Genomic DNA, 18,568 nt, shown 5'->3' with positions numbered 1-18,568 from the left:
TATATTGTTTAACACGAATTGCACAAATTTCCACAAATTCAGCGTTTAACAAATTTGTGAAAATTTGTGTAATTCGTGTTATAATTGAGTTTCAATATTCTACAAAGAAATTCGTTTCATCTGTAAATCTGTATGCTATTTCCGTTAAATAATTCCAAAACCAAACCCATTCCGCCCAATTGCGTTGTAACTTTATACTTACATCTAATTTCCCATTGCCATGAAAAAGATACTCTTCCCAACAGATTTTTCCAAAGCTTCACTCAATGCATTTCGATATGCGCTGGAACTTGCACACAGCTGTGACGCCGAGATCATAACACTGCATGTGTACATGGTGCCTGCCATAGACCAGGGTGCAGAATTTGGCGCGGCGCCATACCTGCTTGAAACTTACGATATTCTGGAAATGAGCAATTTTGAAAATTTCAAAGGAAAAGTGCCATTGCTGCATACAATTGCAGAAGAGCAGGGCAAAGGCGATGTCTGCATCAGCAATGTGCTTAAAGAAGGTGATCTGGTCAGCAATATCCTCGAATTGATCAAAGCGGAACATATCGATTATGTTGTGATGAGTACCAAAGGCGCATCGGGGATTGAAGAAATTTTCCTCGGTACCGTTACGGCAAAAATCATGACTTCAACAAAAGCTGTTGTACTTGGTATTCCGGAATCGGCAGTTTTTCAGCCTGTCAAACGTATCGGGTTCGCCACGCATTTCAAGGCAGATGAAGTCAAATCGCTAAAACGCGTCATTTCGATTGCTGAAAATTTCAATGCCCGCGTCGATTGCATTTATGTAAGGACTCCGGGTGACAAAGTCAATGAAGTGGTCATTGCCGATTGGGAACTTAACTTTAAAGATAAGGTCACCTTCAATATCATTGAAAATGCAAGCGTTGAATCGGCAATTATTGATTTTACAATGTCAAACGGCATCAATATGCTGGCGATGTTCAACCACCGGCACGGGTTTTTCGAAAGCCTTTTTCATGAAAGCCGGACTAAGAAAATGGCTTATCACACGCACATTCCGCTCATGGTAATGCACGAAGATTAAGCGTTTATAATTGACAATTATTGGTTACTTTCGCCTAACATTGTCAATTATCCATGGAAGTCTACAAAACACGCGCCGCGCAATTCAACACAAAACTCGGGAAGATTAAAAAGCAGTACAATACCATCAGTTTTTTAAGGCTGATGAGTATTTTGCTAATGCTGGTTTCTTTGTTTTACCTGATCAAAACCGGCAATACTATTTTTACGATTGCCGCAATGCTGCTTTTTACGGCTTTTATTTTTTTGATGAGAAGGCATACAACGCTTTCGCGTAAAAAGGCTATCTGCGAAGCCGTCATAAAAATAAACACTGATGAAACTGACTATCTGGAACGAAAGGCAATTCCGTTTGAAAACGGCGTCGGTTTCAACAGCAATTCACATCCTTACGCTTATGATCTTGATATATTTGGTGCCAATTCACTTTTCCATAATTTAAACCGCACGACAACTTATCCCGGAAAACAGGCTTTAGCTAATGGATTGTGGGAACTTTCACCAAACGAAACCATCTGCCAAAACCAGGAAGCGATTAAAGAATTATCCCAAAAGCTCGAATGGCGCCAGGATTTTATGGCATTGGGAAGAACCGGAAAAGATTCCCATTCTCAATTCACTGCCTTGCAAAAATGGGCAAAATCGGTTATGGCACCGGTTTCTAAGCAATCGTTGCAATTGGCTTATGTGACGCCGGTTTTGTTTTTCGGTGTTATGATAGCCTATATCATCACAGGAAATATTGAGTATACGAAAGTGCTCTCCTTTATTTTTGTGCTGAACATGTCTTTCCTTGGGAAATTTTTCAAGCGGATCAAAGCTGAAATCCAATATGCCGACGGCATCGATAAAACCATCAGGCAATACGGGCTCATCATTGAAAAAATCGAAAACGAAACATTTACTTCTCAAAAACTGTTTGCGCTGCAACAACAACTGCGTGACCAAAAAGCCAGCGTGCAACTGAAAAAGTTGTCCGAATTGTTTTCTTATATGGATGCGATTGGCAATTTGGTTACGACGATGCTTTTCAACGGCACTTTTCTCTTCCACATCCACATTCTGAATGCGCTTCTGAAATGGAAAAAACAAAATGCACAATTGCTCGAATCATGGCTTGAAGTTATCGGTGAATTTGAAATGCTGAACAGTTTAGCGAATTTCTCTTACAACAACCCGGATTTTGCTTTCCCTGAAATCAATTCCAATAAAGAAATCAGCTTTACAAACCTGAGCCATCCACTGTTGAATAAGGCAACACGCGTTGGCAACGACGTAAATTTCCAGCCACAATCATTTATGATTTTAACAGGTTCAAACATGTCCGGGAAAAGTACATTTTTGAGAAGCCTCGGTGTTAACATGGTTTTATCCGGAATGGGAGCGCCGGTCTGCGCCGAAAAGGCGAATGTACATCCGATGCCGGTGATGGTTTCGATGCGATTGTCTGACTCATTGACTGACAGTGAATCTTATTTTTATGCAGAAATCAAGCGCCTTAAGCAAATCATGGACGGACTCGAAAACCAAACGGCTTTTGTATTGCTCGATGAAATCCTGCGTGGCACCAATTCCGACGATAAACGCAGCGGCACTATCGCGGTCGTTAAGAAAATGATTGCCAAAAATGCCATTGGCGCTATTGCCACGCATGATATTGAAGTTTGCCTTACGACCAATGAATTTCCTGAAAAACTCACCAATAAATGCTTCGAAGTTGAAATCATCAACGACGATCTGCATTTTGATTACAAGCTCCGCGATGGCATTTGCAAAAATAAGAGTGCGACATTTTTGATGAAGAAAATGGAAATTATCTAATAATCTTTCAGCAATTTTTTAATTCCAAAAATCCGTGATTTCGCCAAATTGCGCCTCATTGTCCTGTTGGTCATCATATTTGAACAGGTTGTCCCAGGTACCTGGCCGCCAATCTTGATAAAAACTTTATAATATCCTTTTTCAAGACCAGTGATATCAAGGTTGATATGGTCTGACGGTTGCGCGTTAATCGACAAATCAGATTTCGCTATGATGGAAGTTTCGGTATACAAACCTGAATTTAAGATTGCGTTGAAATCCGTATCCTGATAAATCTTCTGAGGGTCCGATGGTACCACCCAAATATTGGTAATATTTTCCTGCGATAAAATATAAACATTTGACGTGGCAGGATTTGGAAATATGACGAATTTGTTATTTACGAAAATGTTTGGATTTCCAATTTTCAAAGGCGCATCGTCGAAGTTTTGCCTGCAATTGATGCCGGTAATTAAGTTTAAGGCAGTTGCATCAGGTAAATTGTCGTCTCCGCTACAGCTTAAAGCGAAAATTGAAATAATGATTAAAAGTTGTTTTTTCATGATTGAGATTGAAGGTTTTTATAGTTCCGACAAATGTAATTGAATAGTTGTTATTTTTCATATTTTCCTGAAGCATCTTCGCAACTCAAACAAAATTTAAAGTTACCTTAAAACCCGATGTTTTTCAATGAAGTGTATGTAACTTTAATACAAATTTTAAATCAAAAACATGCCAATCCAAACCACCAATCCATACAACAACAAAGTTGTTAAGACTTTTGAAGAAATCACTGATACCGAACTCGAAAGCAAAATAGCGAAGGCACATCAGGAGTTTCAGCAATGGCGGCATACAAACGTAAAAGTCCGCGCCAAATTATTGTCAGATGTCGCTGCCATTATGTTACGCCGAAAAGATGAACTCGCCGCATTGATTACACTCGAAATGGGAAAACTCATTGCACAAAGTAAAAGTGAAGTCGAAATGTGCGCTTCTGTCTACCAATATTATGCCGACCACGCCGAAAGATTCCTGGAAGACAAGCCTCTTGAAGTGAAGGATGGAAAAGCATTCGTGCGATTTACGCCAACCGGAATCATTCTGGGTGTCGAGCCCTGAATTTCCCTTTTAACCAGGTAGGAAGACTTGCAGCGCCCAATATCGCTGCCGGAAATGTCATCATGATCAAGCACGCGTCGAATGTGCCGCAATGCGCACAGATGATTGAAGATATTTTCAGGGAAGCCGGTGCGCCTGATGGAATTTACACGAATTTATTCCTCAACAGCAGCAAAATCGCCAGGTTGGCAGAAGATGACCGCATTACCGGAATGTCGCTTACAGGAAGCGAAAAAGCAGGTTCAAGCCTCGCGGAAGCTGCCGGGAAAAATCTCAAGAAATCAGTATTAGAACTGGGCGGAAGCGATGCATTTATCATTCTTGACGATGCAGACATCGATTTGGCGGTTGAAAAAGCAGTTTTAGGAAGATTCAACAATGCCGGTCAATCGTGCACTTCTTCAAAAAGGATTATTGCGGTTGAAAATGTTGCTGATGAATTCCTTGAAAAATTCACGCAAAAAATCACCGGATACAAAGTTGGCGACCCATGCAAAGCGATACGAAAATCGGTCCGATGGTCAGCGAAGAAGCCGCGGAAAAAATAAGACAGCAAGTTGATGATACAGTCAAAGCCGGAGCACGAATTGTTGTCGGAGGCAAACGAATTGACCGTGAAGGCGCGTTTTATGATTTTACAATCCTGACAGATATTCCAGAAGGTTCAGTCGCTTACAAAGAAGAATTATTCTGGACCTGTCGCTTCATTTTATAAAGTTAAAGATGAAGAAGAAGCGATTTCGCTCGCCAATGCCACCGGTTTCGGACTTGGCGGTTCCGTTTTCAGTAAAAATATTGACCGTGCCGTGAATGTAGCCAGCCAAATCGATACCGGAATGGTTTTTATAAATGAGAATTTAGCATCGCGCCCTGACTTGCCTTTCGGCGGAACAAAACGTTCCGGTTATGGAAGGGAATTGTCACCTCTTGGAATTGAAGAGTTTGTGAATAAAAAAGTGATAAAAGTTAGTTAGATGGTTATAGAAAGATAACACGGATTGCACAGATTTTCACCAATTATTTCTTTTATAATTTGTGCAAATCTGTGCAATCTGTGTAAACAAAAAACTGCAACATTTACTGTCGCGGTTTCACAAATTTGGTTGGGTTGGTTATAATCGTTCCGAATGGGTACGGCAAAAATTATCTAGTTGTTGAGCATTACCGGCATTACGAGCATCGTAACGGTTTCGCCATCTTCGAGTCCGTCAACCGGAGTAAGGATTCCCGCGCGGTTCGGCATCGACATTTCCAGTAAAATCATGTCTGATTGTAAATTCGTAAGCATTTCTGTAAGAAAACGTGAGTTGAAACCAATCTGCATGTCATCACCTTGGTAATCACAGGTCAGACGCTCTTCGGCTTTGTTGGAGTAATCGATGTCTTCTGCAGAAATATTCAATTCTGCACCTGCAATTTTCAAGCGGATCTGGTGCGTGGTTTTGTTAGAAAAAATTGCCACACGACGCACAGAACTTAGGAACTGCGATCGGTCGATCATCAATTTATTCGGATTTTCTTTCGGGATTACCGCTTCATAATTCGGGTATTTCCCGTCAATCAACCGGCACATCAAAACGTAATTATCGAAAGAGAATGTTGCATTTGAATTGTTGTATTCGATTTTCACTTCTGCATCCGAAGCACCTAAAATGCTTTTCAAAATGTTCAAAGGTTTTTTCGGCATTATGAAATCGGCTACCTGTGACGCTTTCACGTCAGTGCGTGCATATTTCACTAATTTGTGGGCATCAGTAGCTACGAAAGTCAATCCTTCTGGGGAAAACTGGAAGAAAACGCCAGACATAACCGGACGCAAATCATCATTTCCGGCAGCGAAAATCGTTTTGCTAACCGCAGTTGCCAAAACATCTGCAGGAACCAAAGTTACAGACGGATCGTCAAGGTTTACCGCTTTCGGGAATTCTTCGCCCGGCGCATAAGCCAACGCATATTTTCCAGAATTCGAGCTGATTTCAATCGTACTGTTTTCTTCAACGGTGAATGTCAACGGCTGTTCCGGGAAAGTTTTAAGTATTTCCAATAAAAGTTTCGCGGGAACGGCTACACTGCCTTTGCTTTCCGAATCGATTTCTAAAGTTGCAGACATCGTAGTTTCTAAATCTGAGGCTGAAACCGTCAGGGTTTTACTGTCAAGCTCAAAAAGGAAATTATCTAAGATAGGTAAGGTGTTGCTGCTGTTGATGACGCTTCCCAATACCTGTAATTGTTTTAATAAGTACGAACTCGATACAATAAACTTCATTTTCGTGTTTTTTTTAAATCTTGGTAAAAATCAGTATAATTTTTACATTTTACAAACATATATTTTTTATTTGCTACAATTTTATCAACAGTTTAGCGGCTGTATTTTCTTTTCCTGAGGAACGTAAATAATACACCGAAAACCAGCAAAATCAATAGCGGAACGCCAATCGTAATGATTTGCGACTGCGTATAATTTTCATAAACTTTCTCTTTGTCCAAAGCCGCCAGGCTGACGTTCTGCTGCGTATGGAAATCAGGCCGTTATCATCCAAAAGATAATTCACGCAGTTCATCGCAAACTCTTTATTTCCGTAAACAGCACCAACCCATTTGTCGTAGCCCAATTCCAATGGCTGGAAATTTTTGTCAAGTTGATTGCGGATGACATCTCCGTCAGAAACGACAATCATCTTGTTGGCGGCGCCATCGTCTTTGAAGGTCTTATCGTCGAAAGCTTTCACGCGGTTTTTGAAGACCGAAGTGAATTTTCCCTCGAGCAATAAAGCTACAGGAAAATTTCCTTTTGAATTGGCATAATCGGCTTTAGTCGCTTCTTCAGAAACCATGCTGAGTTTCACTTCAACCGGCGTTCCTATTGGTTTTGAGAACGGTGAAGATTTTAATAAGACTGTTTTTTTAATGTCATTCTGCAATACGTCAATCGGATTGGCAAAATCGAATTTAATGCCGTCGAGGTTCTTTACAATGGGATTGGCATCTTTTTCTCCGGGATAAATCAGCGGTGCATATTTCCAGAAATATTGGGTGTATTGCGTGCCGCTGCCTTCTTGTCCTGTTGCAAGCTTAATTGGCGTAGATTGCTCGTCTTTAATCAGTTCAGGCTCAATCCTGAAGCCGTATTTGAAGAACATATCGTTCAGTCCCACATCATTCGGGTAGGCGAGGGTGGAACCGGTTTGATTCAGGCTGTCCATTTCAATATTTACTGCATCCATCAGCCACAGCGTTTTTCCGCCATTGATGACGAACTGGTCTAAAACCTGCTTTTCTGCATCGGTAAATTTTTCTTTTGGTTTTGCGATGATCGCCAAATCGTATTTTTTCAATGCGGCTGCACTTTGAACCGGTTGTTTCGCGACAGAATCGAGCGTAAATGTGCCGATGTAATATTGTTCGCGGATTTGCTTGATGAAATCGGCCATCAGCAAATCGTGCATTTCGCCGTTGCCTTTAATGACCGCAACTTTCTTCTCTTTTTGTTGGTGACGATGTTGAACGCATTCGCGAAAGCATATTCCATGTGCTGTACCGAACTTTCGACTTTATTTTGCGTTGAAGCTCCCATCAGGTTTTTCAGAAGCGGAATTTTAACCGTACGGTTTTTGTAAGTCGCAATCGCCCACGGAAAAACGACTTCCTGCGTTTGCTTGCCTTTATCTTCAAGCGTTACATTAATCGGAAGCATGCCATTGCCTAAGAATGTGTCTTGTATGGCTTTGTTCAAATCGGTAACCGCTGCGATACTTTGCTTGATTTCCTTTTCGTCTTTTTCAGATTTTATCTCGCCGCTGAGTTTGAATAAATCGTAAATCAACTGGCGTTTCTGCTCTTCCATGCCTTCGGAATCATCAACAGGATTGATGAAACGGAATTCGATGTCAGGATTATAAGCTTTGAATTCCTCAAGTAATTGACGTGTTTCCGTCTGCAGCCTTTTGAATTCTCCGGGAAATTGTCCTTCAAGAAAAACATCAACATACAAAGGCTCTTTCACCTGTTCAATAATCCCAAGCGAAACCGGCGATAAAGTATATCTTTTGTCTTTCGTTAAATCGAATCGGTGGAACCAGAAATGTCCGGCAATATTAATCAAAATCAATAAACCGATGGTAACGAACAGTTTTTTCAAATTGTTTTTTTTGTAGGTACTCATTACGATTTATAGGATTTTAATTTGAAAACGGTTAGCGACAGGAAAACGGTCGAAAGGCTCAGGAAATACAGGATATCACGCGTATCCAGAACGCCGCGCCCCATGCTTTTAAAATGTGCCTGCATTCCGAATGATGCGATTAATGAGTCGAATCCTTTCACGTAAGTGGCAATTCCCTCAAAACCAAAATAGAACACAAAGCACAGGAAAACCGATAATATAAACGCCACAATCTGGTTGTCAGAAAGCGTAGATGTGAAAATGCCAATCGCAGAATAAGCGGCAATGAGGAATAATAATCCAAAGTAAGAACCGATGGTGCTTCCCATATCGATGCTGCTTCCGTCAATTGCCAAATCTGAAGTCACTTTCACATAAATAAAAGTCGGAATGATAGCAATGACAATGAGTAACATCGCACCCAGAAATTTCCCATTCACAATCTGCCAGATGGAAATCGGTTTTGTCAGTAAAAGCTCCAAAGTTCCCTGTTTCTTTTCGTCTGAAAAACTGCGCATCGTTACGGCCGGAATAAGGAAAATCAAAATCCAGGGCGCTAAAGTAAAAAACGGTGCCAGATCGGCATAACCGGAATTCAGGATATTAAAATCGCCTTCAAAGACCCAAAGGAAAAGCCCGTTGAGCAACAGGAAAATGGCGATGACGAGATATCCGATCGGCGAACCGAAAAAGGATTTTATTTCTCTAAGGAGGATTGCTTTCATTATATTTTAGTCAAAAGTTTAAAGTCGAAAGTCGAAAGTCGAAATCCGAAACGCAAAATTACACACAATCTGCTACTTTCCAACTTTCGACTTTTGACTTTAGGCTAATGTTATCAATTTATCAACGCTCCAAGCTTCAGGTTTTGCATTGAACAGTTTTTTTGTGAATGCCCAGACGTCGTAAAATAATTCAGACTGGCGGTAATTTTCCAGATCTTCGTCGGTTTCCCAATAGCTGTAAGTGAAGAAGATGCATTTGTCATTCTTATCCTGGTACAGTTCTAAGAAACGGTTTCCGGGCGCGTTTCGTATTTTTTCCTTCATCAATTCGAAATTGGCAAGGAATGCCGGGATATTTTCTTCGTGGAAGGACATTTTTACGATTCTTACAAACATGGGCATCAATTGAAAGGTTATTATTTTTGCACTTCTCGTTCAAATTTGATGTTTTTAGAATAGACTATAATTTGGTCATATAAATTAGACATCAATCGGTAGCTTTTAAACTCGAGTACGCCGCCTTTAATTTTCATTTCGAGTTTGTCAGTTTTCGGTTCAGATAGAAACGGCGATTTTATATTTTCGATGTAATATTTTTGGTTCACTTTCACAATCGTTCCCGTAGCATATTGCGTCATGTCGTCAGGGCCATTTTCATCTTTTTTGACATAGAATTTGATTTGTGAGCCATTTTGAGAAATTTCGGCACCATAAACAGCATCATGTTTCTGGTTCTTGTAACGCCCATCGATAATTCCATCCTGAAATAATAAGAAAAGCGGCAATACTGAGATCAATAATTTCAATTTCATAATTTAAAGGTTTTGGTTGGTAAAAAAGTTTATGGTTATCACATCACGATAAGTCAATCCTAATAAGCTGGCTGCGCTTCCAACACTCGACGGATTGCTTCGGAAAATCGCTATTTCCAGAAATCCGGCTTCATTGAAAATCGCCAGTTTGTCGCCTTCATAATATTTCACAGGATATTTATCTGATACTGCAATATCAGAATATTTCGGCCAGATGTTTTTGATGTTTCCTTTATTGCCGGGCTTAGCGCCTTGTGAAAGCATCACTTCATACGGACGCCCTTTTGCAGTTTCGACAAAAATCTTCCGGCTGATATTGGTTACCAAATTCCCGAAATGGTCAATGTAGATCACATATCCTTTTATCGAATTCTGGTCGGCAGCAATCACCGGTTTTATTTCGGTAAATTGTTTTATGGATTTGATTTCTTTTCCAATGACATTTAATAAACCGCCTTTGGCGAGATGACAGGCGACTTTCACGAATACATCCAAATCAGTCGCTTCGATATTCAATCGGTCATGGATATTAATCGTGACCATTTTCTGCGGCATGACATTCTGCATCAGCATGCTCAAAATGCCATTATCGGCGCAGATGAAATAATGATCGTTCCACTGTACGGCGATGTGCTGGTTCTCTTTGTTGAGTTCTGCATCAACGCCGATTAAGTGCACTGTGCCTTTCGGAAAAGCCATATACGCCGCACCGATCATATAACTGGCCTCGGCAATATTGAACGGATCGATGTCGTGTGAGATGTCTACGATTTTTGCGTCAGGAAATTCTGTAAAAACCTTACCCTTCAAGGCGCCAACGAAATGGTCTTTAAGTCCGTAATCGGTCGTAAGGGTAATTATTGACATAAAATTGTTTATAACTAAAACAAAAACGTAAGCTGAATTTTCATTAAATTTGGATACAAAGCTAATAATTATCATCGACTATTTTTTAATTAAATACTACTCCATTTGAACGAAAGAATCATTGAGCTCATAGACATCGCTCCGAAAGATTTTTGGGGCGCTCAAGACACTCATCTTGAAACCATTAAAAAATACTATCCGAAATTGAAAATCGTTGCGCGCGGCACGACGATAAAGGCTTTTGGTGAAAAAGAAGTGCTTGATGAATTCGAAAACCGTTTCCACAGGCTCATGCTGCATTTTACGCGTTACAATAACATTGACGACAATGTCATCGAGCGTGTAATCGAAGGCGGAAGCCAGCAGGTAGAGCGCATGGGCGACCACGACAAAATCCTCGTTCACGGCGTAGGCGGCAAGATCATCAAGGCGATGACGCCGAACCAGCAGCTTCTGGTCGATACGATGAACAAGAACGACATGGTTTTTGCAGTCGGCCCGGCCGGAACCGGGAAAACCTACACAGGAGTGGCGATGGCGGTAAAAGCTTTGAAAGAAAAGCAGGTCAAGAGAATTATCCTGACACGTCCTGCAGTTGAAGCCGGTGAAAATCTTGGTTTTCTTCCGGGAGATATGAAGGAAAAACTCGATCCGTACATGCAGCCATTATACGATGCGTTGCGCGACATGCTTCCTAATGAAAAACTGGAAGATTATATTTTGAAGGGAATTATCCAGATTGCACCGCTGGCATTCATGCGCGGACGAACGCTGGACAATGCTTTCGTAATTCTTGACGAAGCGCAGAATACAACGCATTCCCAAATGAAAATGTTCCTGACCCGTATGGGGAAAAACGCAAAATTCATGATTACTGGCGATCAGGACAAGTCGATTTGCCACGTAGGACAATTTCGGGATTGAAAGAAGCATTGCTGGTTTTAAAAGATATCGACGGCATCGGCATTATTTACCTCGATGATAAGGATATCGTTCGCCACAGACTCGTTAAAAAAGTGATTGACGCTTATAAGCAGATTGAAAATCACGATTAAAAATCGACGATCATTACATGTATTAAAGGCCGAAACACCCACAATGTTTCGGCTTTTTCATTATCAATTGTCAATTTTTCACCGATTCCCTTCAGATAACCAGTGAAACTCCTTATTCGCCAGCTGGAATTTACGGTGATTGTTGACCAAATCAAAAATCACAGAATCTCCTTTGATTTTTGTCTTCAGTTTCAATTTGTCTTTTCCATCAAAATCATAATGCGCGGTAAATAAGTAAATGCTATCCGCCTTTTTATAAGTAAAGCAAGTCAATGTGTTTTTCACTGAATCGCGTGCATAATAAAAATATCCACGCCGGTACCTGCGGCTTAAAATTGTATCCGTTGTATTGACGCTGATAACTTGCCATTTGTCAAAAATAATATCCTTCCACGCCAGTGAATCATTCGCTAAAACCGGAATTGTGTCGTTGTTGACGATGTAATGCTGAACGTCATAAACACCTTCCGCAAAACCCTTTTTGTCCTGCATGGCATAATATTCATAAGTGTCGTAAAGCACAAATGCATTCAATGCAAAAAAGATAATTTTGAGTATAAGCCTTGTTATTCGCATCCATCTTTTTGCCGATGAAAAATGATAAGCCGAACTGATGTGTGTCGGACGGTTAAAAATGAAAAAAGTAAAAATCCTCTTTAAATCGGGCGTCAGCATCAAAAAGCACATGATTACCAAATGTATCGAAAACAGCTTTACAGGAACATCGTAACACAAATTCAGCATCATCACATTAATGAAAACGCCAAGCCCGATGAATAATCCCAGCGTTACCGTGCGGCGGAAAAGCAACAGGAAAAACACAACCATTTCCATCAATCCCGAAAAGAACTGATAAGCGTCGGAATAACCTATAAAAGCCCAGGTAAACCGCATCGGCAGGTAATCACCCAGCGGTGTCGCCAGCTGGCTCAGGGATGGAAATCCCATCTGCATCATAAAAAGTTTAATACTGCCGTAAACAAACGCGATAAAGCAAATGAAATACCGCATGGTTGTCCAGATGATATAATCGAGCTTGCGATAATTTTTGCGGTTGTAATCCAAAGCCGTCCAAAGCACCGTTCCTACCGTAGCAATTGTCAGGTATAAAATTACCTGAACCCATCCGTAAGAGGTATCTCCGCTGCCATTTAAAGGCACGAGTTTGTCCTGAAAATGTAAAATGTAATCGTTGAATCCGTAAACCATCCAGTCAACAATTGCTACTTGCGGTTTAGTGAGCCAAATCATCAGCGCGCCAAAATCGGTCATCGAAAACGACAGGATGTAAAAAACAAAATACAGGAAGAAAAACCGAAAAAGGATTTTGTGCCATTGGGCCAATGAGAATTATCAGCAGTCATATATTTAAATATAATGTTTTGTAAATCAAATATATAATTTTTATTTAATGTGCTAATCGATATAAAACATTGTTCTACTAAGGTTTGTAATAATTATGCCACATGAGATGATACATTTCCATTTAAAACTTTAAGAATTTCTACGGCTTTCCCGTAATACAACCAATCGATAAAAATTGTATTTTACCTTGAGGGAAGGGGAGGATGCATCCCTACGGAAAAAATAAAATTTACGGTTATGGGTTTGCCATAAAAATTGTTAAAGTTTTCTACTCGTTTTAACGTACTCATAGAGAAAAAGCAATATAATTTTAATACTTTTCAATATTGGCGGGACTTAACGACCTATTTCTGGACTTAACGACCTCTACCTTGGTCTTCACGACGTCCACCTTAGTCTTCACGACCGTTTCTTTAGATTTCACGATGCATTTCTAACATTTCACTACCTGTTACTGACACCTCACGACCACTTCTTGATGCTTCACCACGCATTTCCAATAGCTCACGACCTGTTTCCCAGACTACACGACGCATTTCTAAGCCATAACCAACCTAGTGAACTTTCATTCGTCAAAATCTAAAATCTAAAATCTAAAATCTAAAATCTAACTCATATCTTTGCAGCCTAAACTACAAAACATACAATGAGCAGCACAATCACAACAACAAACTTCAATTTTCCCGGGCAAAAATCGGTCTATCATGGCAAGGTCAGGGAAGTATACAATATCAACGACGAATTATTGGTAATGATTGCCACCGACAGGCTTTCCGCTTTTGACGTTGTTATGCCGAAAGGAATTCCATACAAAGGACAAATCCTGAACCAGATCGCCACCAGATTCATGGAACTGACGCAAGACATCGTTCCGAACTGGCTTATTGCCACACCAGATCCGAACGTAGCAGTCGGGCATTTGTGCGAACCATTCAAGGTAGAAATGGTAATCCGCGGTTATCTTTCAGGTCACGCAGCACGCGAATATACTTCAGGCAAAAGAACTTTATGCGGCGTAACAATGCCCGAAGGTTTAAAAGAAAACGATAAATTTCCGCAACCAATCATCACACCTTCCACAAAAGCCGACAACGGCGAGCACGACGAAGATATTTCTCGTGAGGACATCCTTGCAAAAGGGATTGTTTCTGAAGAAGATTATTTAGTATTAGAGAATTACACCAGAGCATTATTCCAGCGTGGGACTAACATCGCGGCGTCACGCGGACTCATTCTCGTCGATACAAAATATGAATTCGGGAAAACCAGAGACGGTAAGATCGTTTTGATTGATGAAATCCACACACCTGATTCTTCGCGTTATTTTTATGCCGAAGGTTATGAAGGCAGGCAGGAGCGAGGCGAGGAGCAAAAGCAATTGTCGAAAGAATTCGTAAGGCGCTGGCTTATTGAAAACGGTTTTCAGGGCAAAGAAGGACAGCAAATTCCAGACATGACCGATGATTATATTGCAACTGTTTCAGACCGATACATCGAGTTGTATGAAAAAATCCTCGGCGAGCCATTCGTAAAAGCTGATATTTCGAACATTCAGGAACGCATTGAAAAAAATGTGCTCGAATATTTAAAATAAATTTTAAAAAATATTTTATCACGTGAAACCGCTCTGTCAGGCGGTTTTTCCGTTTTTATGCAATATGAAATTTCAGGTTCAGATGTTAAAATATTCTAAAAAAATAAAATTACTGTAACAATCTGCAAGCGCCTTCGTCTATTCTATATCATCATTAATCAAAAATCAATCATCATGAAAAATTCAATCACAATGCTCGTAATCGCATTAACAACTTCTGTTTTTGCCAACACTACAAATGCTGCAACCTCTAAAGTGTCTGACATATCTGCAGTAACAATCAGTCCGAAACATTCCTTTTACAACGACCTTGAAGGTACAAAATATGTTTCTTATGCTGATGCCAACCTTATTGCAACAGAATTGGGTTCGCTCAAAAAATCACCAAAAACCATGTCTGACATCATCGGTGCCGATTTAAAAATCACCGAAGCGAAACTGGACAAAAAAGTTGTCTTGAAAAAAAAAACAAGCAAAAAAACAATCATTTAAGAAAGCATTGAATAATTAATTCTGACGCATTTCTTATTACTTCACCGTAATCATTAATCATTAAATAAATCAATCATGAGAAAAACAATCATTTGTTTGGCTATGGCATGCATGTCATTCACCAATTTCGCACTGGCTGCAAATAGTCAAAATGCTGTCACGGCTTCAATAGCTAAAACTTACAGCGAAGGAACACCACTTTGTCTTGCCATTTGCAAAGGCGATGTAGAAATCGTAAAAAAATTCATCGAATATGGCGCAGATGTCAACGAAAATTCCAACGGAATGACGCCACTGATGTACGCCGCACGTTACAATCACGTAGAAATCATGAAATACCTGATTGAGAACGGCGCCGATGTAAAGCAGAAAGACGGCAAAGGCAACACTGCCCTGAAATATGCAGAAATGTCAAAAGCTTATGCAGCTGTTCAATTCCTCAAAGAACTTCCGAAAAAATAATCCTTTTCATAAATGCAAAAAGCACCATTAGCGATAATGGTGCTTTTTTTATGCTTTTAGGCCACGAATTAGCACGAATAAAATTTGTGCGAATTAGTGGAAATTCGTGTTTAAAATTAATCCTTAAAATAAGAAAAAGTTTCGTTATTCTCGATTTTCAAAAGTGCCTCATAAATCAGTTTGATGACATTTTCAACGTCATTTCTGTGAACCATTTCAACAGTGGTATGCATGTAACGCAATGGCAATGAGATTAAAGCTGAAGCCACGCCGCCATTGCTGTAAGCGAAAGCATCGGTATCGGTTCCGGTAATCCTTGAAGACGCCAGTCTCTGAAACGGAATTTCTTTTTCAGTTGCCGTATCGAGAATCAATTCCCTTAAATTATTCTGAACCGCAGGCGCATAAGTCACAACCGGGCCTTTTCCGATTTTGATTTCGCCCTCGATTTTTTTATTGATCATCGGCGTTGTCGTATCATGGCAAACGTCTGTTACAATAGCGACATTTGGCTTGATGGTTTTCGTAATCATTTCGGCGCCGCGCAATCCAACTTCTTCCTGAACCGAATTTGTAATGTACAAACCGAAAGGCAATGTTTTTTTATTTTCGTGTAATAAACGCGCCACTTCTGCAATCATAAACCCGCCCATCCTGTTGTCAATCGCACGGCATATGAATTTATCACCATTCAAAACCATGAATTCATCAGGATAAGTGATAACGCAACCAACATGAACGCCGAGTTTTTCAACCTGTTCTTTATTTTCGCAGCCTAAATCAATGAAAAGGTTGTCGATTTTCGGACTCTCCTCTTTATCGCGATTTCGGGTATGAATGGCCGGCCATCCAAAAATGCCTTGTACAATGCCATTTTTTGTGTGGATATTGACGCGTTTTGACGGCGCAATCTGGTGGTCGGAACCGCCATTTCTTATCACATAAATCAAGCCGTCCTCGGTGATGTAATTTACATACCACGAAATTTCGTCGGCGTGGCCTTCAATCACCACTTTATATGGCGCATCAGGATTTATAACCCCAACAGCCGTTCCATACGTATCTGTTATAAAAGTGTCAACGTAAGGTTTCAGGTAATCCATCCAGATTTTTTGTTCGGAAGATTCGAAACCGGTAGGAGAGGCGTTATTCAGGTATTTTTCTAGGAATGCCATCGAGGCGTCGTTCAGTATTGTAGTATTCATTTTATAAAATTTTTGCTAAATTATAAATTTGGCATCACAGTTGCGTATATAATGTATAATTTTGAAATTTAAATTTGCTTTATGAAATTCTTCCCGTATTTATTGATTGCCCTGTTTTTTTCTGTCGCCGCGTTTGCCCAGACAGATGAGGAAGACGCGAAAAAGAAGAATACTTGAACCAACCGATGGATACAACTTTACAAAGGCCAATTGAGCTGCCGGAATTGTATCTCGACCCCAACCAGGCAAAAGCAGATGCATTAACCAAACAGCAATTCGACAGACTGCAACGCCGTGTTTATAAAGTTTATCCTTACGCAAAAACCACAGCTGCGACTTTAGTTGCGCTTAATGAGGGAATGGCGAAGATGAAAACCAGTCGCGAAAAGAAAAAATATTTCAAGATTGTTGAGGATTACCTAAATAATACTTTCGAGGAACAGCTTAAGAAATTGTCTACAAAAGACGGCCAGATTTTGATAAAGCTTATTTATCGGCAGACAGGCGAGACTACTTTCGATTTGATTAAAGAATATAAAAGTGGCTGGAAAGCGTTTTGGTCAAACAATACCGCCAAAATTTTCAACCTTAATTTAAAGGCAAAATATACGCCGATGGACGTCCATGAAGATTACTGGATTGAAACTATTTTGTACCGCGCCTTTGAAAACGGAAGATTGGTAAAGCAAGATGCCGTTTATAAAGTCGATTATGATGCGATGTCGAATTTTTGGGTAGACAAACTCTCGAAAGCCAAAAAGCAAGCTGCTCAATAATTTTGTTGATGCAATAAAAAAGTCCTGTCGTAACTGACAGGACTTTTTAATTCAAAACAGTCGTATTATTTTTTGAGGAATTTCCTGGTGTATTTTTTTCCGTCGGTAGCTTTTATCAATAAGATGTAAGTTCCGGTTGAAAGGTTTTTTACTGAAATTGCATTATTTGAAATTGCCGGGCTTGCAACCAATCTTCCCGAAAGATCAAATATTTGTACTGATTCCGAAGTCGACATCGCATTTCCAACTTTGATATTCAATTGATCTGCAACCGGGTTAGGATAAACGCTGAATGTATTGCTGTCAACATTTTCAGTGCCAAGCGTAGTGCCTTCAGTAACACTCATTCTGTTATTAATCGCAGGATTATAAATGGTATCTACAGTTCCTGACGGCCATTTAATAACGATTTTATCAATTGCGGTAGCAGTACCCAATCCGAAATGCATGTTCAATGTGCTCATATATCCAAAGCCTTCACCGCTTCTCACATCCCTGATTTGTTTGCCCCAGGCACCGTAAATTTCGACTCTGGCGCCAATTCCGTTGCTGTTGGTTTCGATTCCGTGCAAAGTTATCGAAGTCCAGTTGTTACCGTTCGGAGTGGCAAAACGAACCGTATTTCCGTTCAGGATATCAAGGAAACCATCACCATTCAAATCACCTACAGCACCAATATTGATGCCGCCAGGGTAGGCAACCAATTCAAAAGTGCCATCTCCTTTTCCGAACATAATTTTGTTACTGTTGGCGAGCACGTCCATGTTTCCGTCATTGTCAAAATCGTAAGAAATCCAGTCTCTGGCGGTCGATGTATTGGTATCCCAACCAGACCCTGCAGTTATATTGGTGTAAGCTTCTTCAGTTGTATTGGTCGTATCTAGGTTGTTTCTGAAAAATCTTGTTGCTGCGCCACCATTTGAACCGATTAAGATATCCATATCACCATCGTTGTCAAAATCTTCAATAGCAGAAGACCAGGAAACTTACAGGTTGAAAATTAATTCCTGCAATTGCTGAAATATCAGTGAAAACGCCATTTCCGTCATTTCTGTGAATTTCACATGGCGGC

The 18,568-nt window shown here is 40.3% G+C and carries 19 protein-coding genes and 2 pseudogenes; 10 read left to right on the top strand and 11 right to left on the bottom strand.

The window, feature by feature from the left end:
- The first annotated feature begins 220 nt into the window (after positions 1-220).
- Together ACSLFW_RS15710 and ACSLFW_RS15705 are read left to right on the top strand one after the other, a co-directional pair.
- Positions 221-1,060 carry a universal stress protein gene (locus ACSLFW_RS15710; protein WP_436556545.1) on the top strand — a complete coding sequence of 280 codons (840 nt, stop codon included), beginning with the start codon at positions 221-223 and terminating at the stop codon, positions 1,058-1,060.
- A 53-nt stretch (positions 1,061-1,113) separates the two neighbouring features.
- On the top strand, positions 1,114-2,880 hold the full coding sequence (locus ACSLFW_RS15705; protein WP_436556544.1) for a MutS-related protein: 1,767 nt from the start codon (positions 1,114-1,116) through the stop codon (positions 2,878-2,880).
- Here the strand turns inward: ACSLFW_RS15705 and ACSLFW_RS15700 are convergent.
- Positions 2,877-3,422, bottom strand: coding sequence for a hypothetical protein (locus ACSLFW_RS15700; RefSeq protein WP_436556543.1), 546 nt, complete (start codon positions 3,420-3,422; stop codon positions 2,877-2,879). The two genes, ACSLFW_RS15705 and ACSLFW_RS15700, sit on opposite strands and share 4 nt — an antisense overlap.
- Before the next feature lie 169 nt (positions 3,423-3,591).
- Between ACSLFW_RS15700 and ACSLFW_RS15695 the strand changes: the two genes are divergently transcribed.
- The 3 genes and pseudogenes from ACSLFW_RS15695 to ACSLFW_RS15685 all read left to right on the top strand — a co-directional run bounded on the left by ACSLFW_RS15695 (position 3,592) and on the right by ACSLFW_RS15685 (position 4,955).
- A complete protein-coding gene (locus ACSLFW_RS15695) occupies positions 3,592-3,981 on the top strand; it encodes an aldehyde dehydrogenase family protein (RefSeq protein WP_436556542.1) in 390 nt (129 codons plus the stop codon).
- Positions 3,933-4,696, top strand: a pseudogene (locus ACSLFW_RS15690) (aldehyde dehydrogenase family protein). The gene ACSLFW_RS15695 and the pseudogene ACSLFW_RS15690 overlap by 49 nt, the downstream one beginning before the upstream one ends.
- On the top strand, positions 4,632-4,955 hold the full coding sequence (locus ACSLFW_RS15685; RefSeq protein WP_436557474.1) for an aldehyde dehydrogenase family protein: 324 nt from the start codon (positions 4,632-4,634) through the stop codon (positions 4,953-4,955). The pseudogene ACSLFW_RS15690 and the gene ACSLFW_RS15685 overlap by 65 nt, the downstream one beginning before the upstream one ends.
- Before the next feature lie 173 nt (positions 4,956-5,128).
- Here ACSLFW_RS15685 and dnaN read toward each other — a convergent pair whose 3' ends face one another.
- From dnaN to ACSLFW_RS15650, 7 genes are all read right to left on the bottom strand, one after another.
- Entirely contained in the window at positions 5,129-6,247 is a 1,119-nt protein-coding gene (gene dnaN / locus ACSLFW_RS15680) for a DNA polymerase III subunit beta (protein WP_436556541.1), read from the bottom strand.
- Between the two features lie 151 nt (positions 6,248-6,398).
- On the bottom strand, positions 6,399-7,427 hold the full coding sequence (gene gldG, locus ACSLFW_RS15675) for a gliding motility-associated ABC transporter substrate-binding protein GldG (protein WP_436556540.1): 1,029 nt from the start codon (positions 7,425-7,427) through the stop codon (positions 6,399-6,401).
- Entirely contained in the window at positions 7,412-8,119 is a 708-nt protein-coding gene (locus ACSLFW_RS15670; RefSeq protein ID WP_436556539.1) for a DUF7088 domain-containing protein, read from the bottom strand. The genes gldG and ACSLFW_RS15670 overlap by 16 nt, the downstream gene beginning before the upstream one ends.
- A gap of 23 nt (positions 8,120-8,142) precedes the next feature.
- Positions 8,143-8,868, bottom strand: a complete 726-nt coding sequence (gene gldF, locus ACSLFW_RS15665; protein ID WP_436556538.1) for a gliding motility-associated ABC transporter permease subunit GldF — start codon at positions 8,866-8,868, stop codon at positions 8,143-8,145.
- Between the two features lie 99 nt (positions 8,869-8,967).
- A complete protein-coding gene (locus tag ACSLFW_RS15660; RefSeq protein ID WP_436556537.1) occupies positions 8,968-9,264 on the bottom strand; it encodes a putative quinol monooxygenase in 297 nt (98 codons plus the stop codon).
- Positions 9,265-9,284: 20 nt separating this feature from the next.
- The gene (locus ACSLFW_RS15655) at positions 9,285-9,680 is read right to left on the bottom strand and encodes a hypothetical protein (RefSeq protein WP_436556536.1); all 396 of its coding nucleotides are present in this window, start codon (positions 9,678-9,680) and stop codon (positions 9,285-9,287) included.
- A gap of 3 nt (positions 9,681-9,683) precedes the next feature.
- A complete protein-coding gene (locus ACSLFW_RS15650; RefSeq protein WP_436556535.1) occupies positions 9,684-10,547 on the bottom strand; it encodes an SAM hydrolase/SAM-dependent halogenase family protein in 864 nt (287 codons plus the stop codon).
- A 105-nt stretch (positions 10,548-10,652) separates the two neighbouring features.
- Between ACSLFW_RS15650 and ACSLFW_RS15645 the strand changes: the two are divergent.
- Positions 10,653-11,602: pseudogene (locus ACSLFW_RS15645) on the top strand (PhoH family protein).
- Positions 11,603-11,680: 78 nt separating this feature from the next.
- Here the strand turns inward: ACSLFW_RS15645 and ACSLFW_RS15640 are convergent.
- Positions 11,681-12,874: a hypothetical protein gene (locus ACSLFW_RS15640; protein WP_436556534.1), complete on the bottom strand. Its 1,194-nt coding sequence runs from the start codon at positions 12,872-12,874 to the stop codon at positions 11,681-11,683.
- Between the two features lie 739 nt (positions 12,875-13,613).
- Between ACSLFW_RS15640 and ACSLFW_RS15635 the strand changes: the two genes are divergently transcribed.
- The 3 genes from ACSLFW_RS15635 to ACSLFW_RS15625 all read left to right on the top strand — a co-directional run bounded on the left by ACSLFW_RS15635 (position 13,614) and on the right by ACSLFW_RS15625 (position 15,515).
- A complete protein-coding gene (locus tag ACSLFW_RS15635; protein ID WP_436556533.1) occupies positions 13,614-14,561 on the top strand; it encodes a phosphoribosylaminoimidazolesuccinocarboxamide synthase in 948 nt (315 codons plus the stop codon).
- Positions 14,562-14,735: 174 nt separating this feature from the next.
- Complete coding sequence (locus ACSLFW_RS15630; protein ID WP_436556532.1) at positions 14,736-15,053, top strand: hypothetical protein; 318 nt, start codon at positions 14,736-14,738, stop codon at positions 15,051-15,053.
- 75 nt (positions 15,054-15,128) lie between these two features.
- Complete coding sequence (locus ACSLFW_RS15625; RefSeq protein WP_436556531.1) at positions 15,129-15,515, top strand: ankyrin repeat domain-containing protein; 387 nt, start codon at positions 15,129-15,131, stop codon at positions 15,513-15,515.
- A 116-nt stretch (positions 15,516-15,631) separates the two neighbouring features.
- Here ACSLFW_RS15625 and ACSLFW_RS15620 read toward each other — a convergent pair whose 3' ends face one another.
- Positions 15,632-16,720: a M42 family metallopeptidase gene (locus ACSLFW_RS15620; protein ID WP_436556530.1), complete on the bottom strand. Its 1,089-nt coding sequence runs from the start codon at positions 16,718-16,720 to the stop codon at positions 15,632-15,634.
- A 173-nt stretch (positions 16,721-16,893) separates the two neighbouring features.
- On the opposite strand from ACSLFW_RS15620, the gene ACSLFW_RS15615 reads away from it, so the two are divergent.
- Positions 16,894-17,496 carry a DUF4294 domain-containing protein gene (locus ACSLFW_RS15615; protein ID WP_436556529.1) on the top strand — a complete coding sequence of 201 codons (603 nt, stop codon included), beginning with the start codon at positions 16,894-16,896 and terminating at the stop codon, positions 17,494-17,496.
- A gap of 65 nt (positions 17,497-17,561) precedes the next feature.
- Here ACSLFW_RS15615 and ACSLFW_RS15610 read toward each other — a convergent pair whose 3' ends face one another.
- Complete coding sequence (locus tag ACSLFW_RS15610) at positions 17,562-18,464, bottom strand: ASPIC/UnbV domain-containing protein (protein ID WP_436557473.1); 903 nt, start codon at positions 18,462-18,464, stop codon at positions 17,562-17,564.
- Positions 18,465-18,568: the final 104 nt, after the last annotated feature.

The organism is Flavobacterium sp. 3HN19-14 (assembly GCF_051373205.1).
Taxonomy (GTDB): domain Bacteria; phylum Bacteroidota; class Bacteroidia; order Flavobacteriales; family Flavobacteriaceae; genus Flavobacterium.
This window is presented reverse-complemented; position numbering and strand designations above follow the sequence as displayed.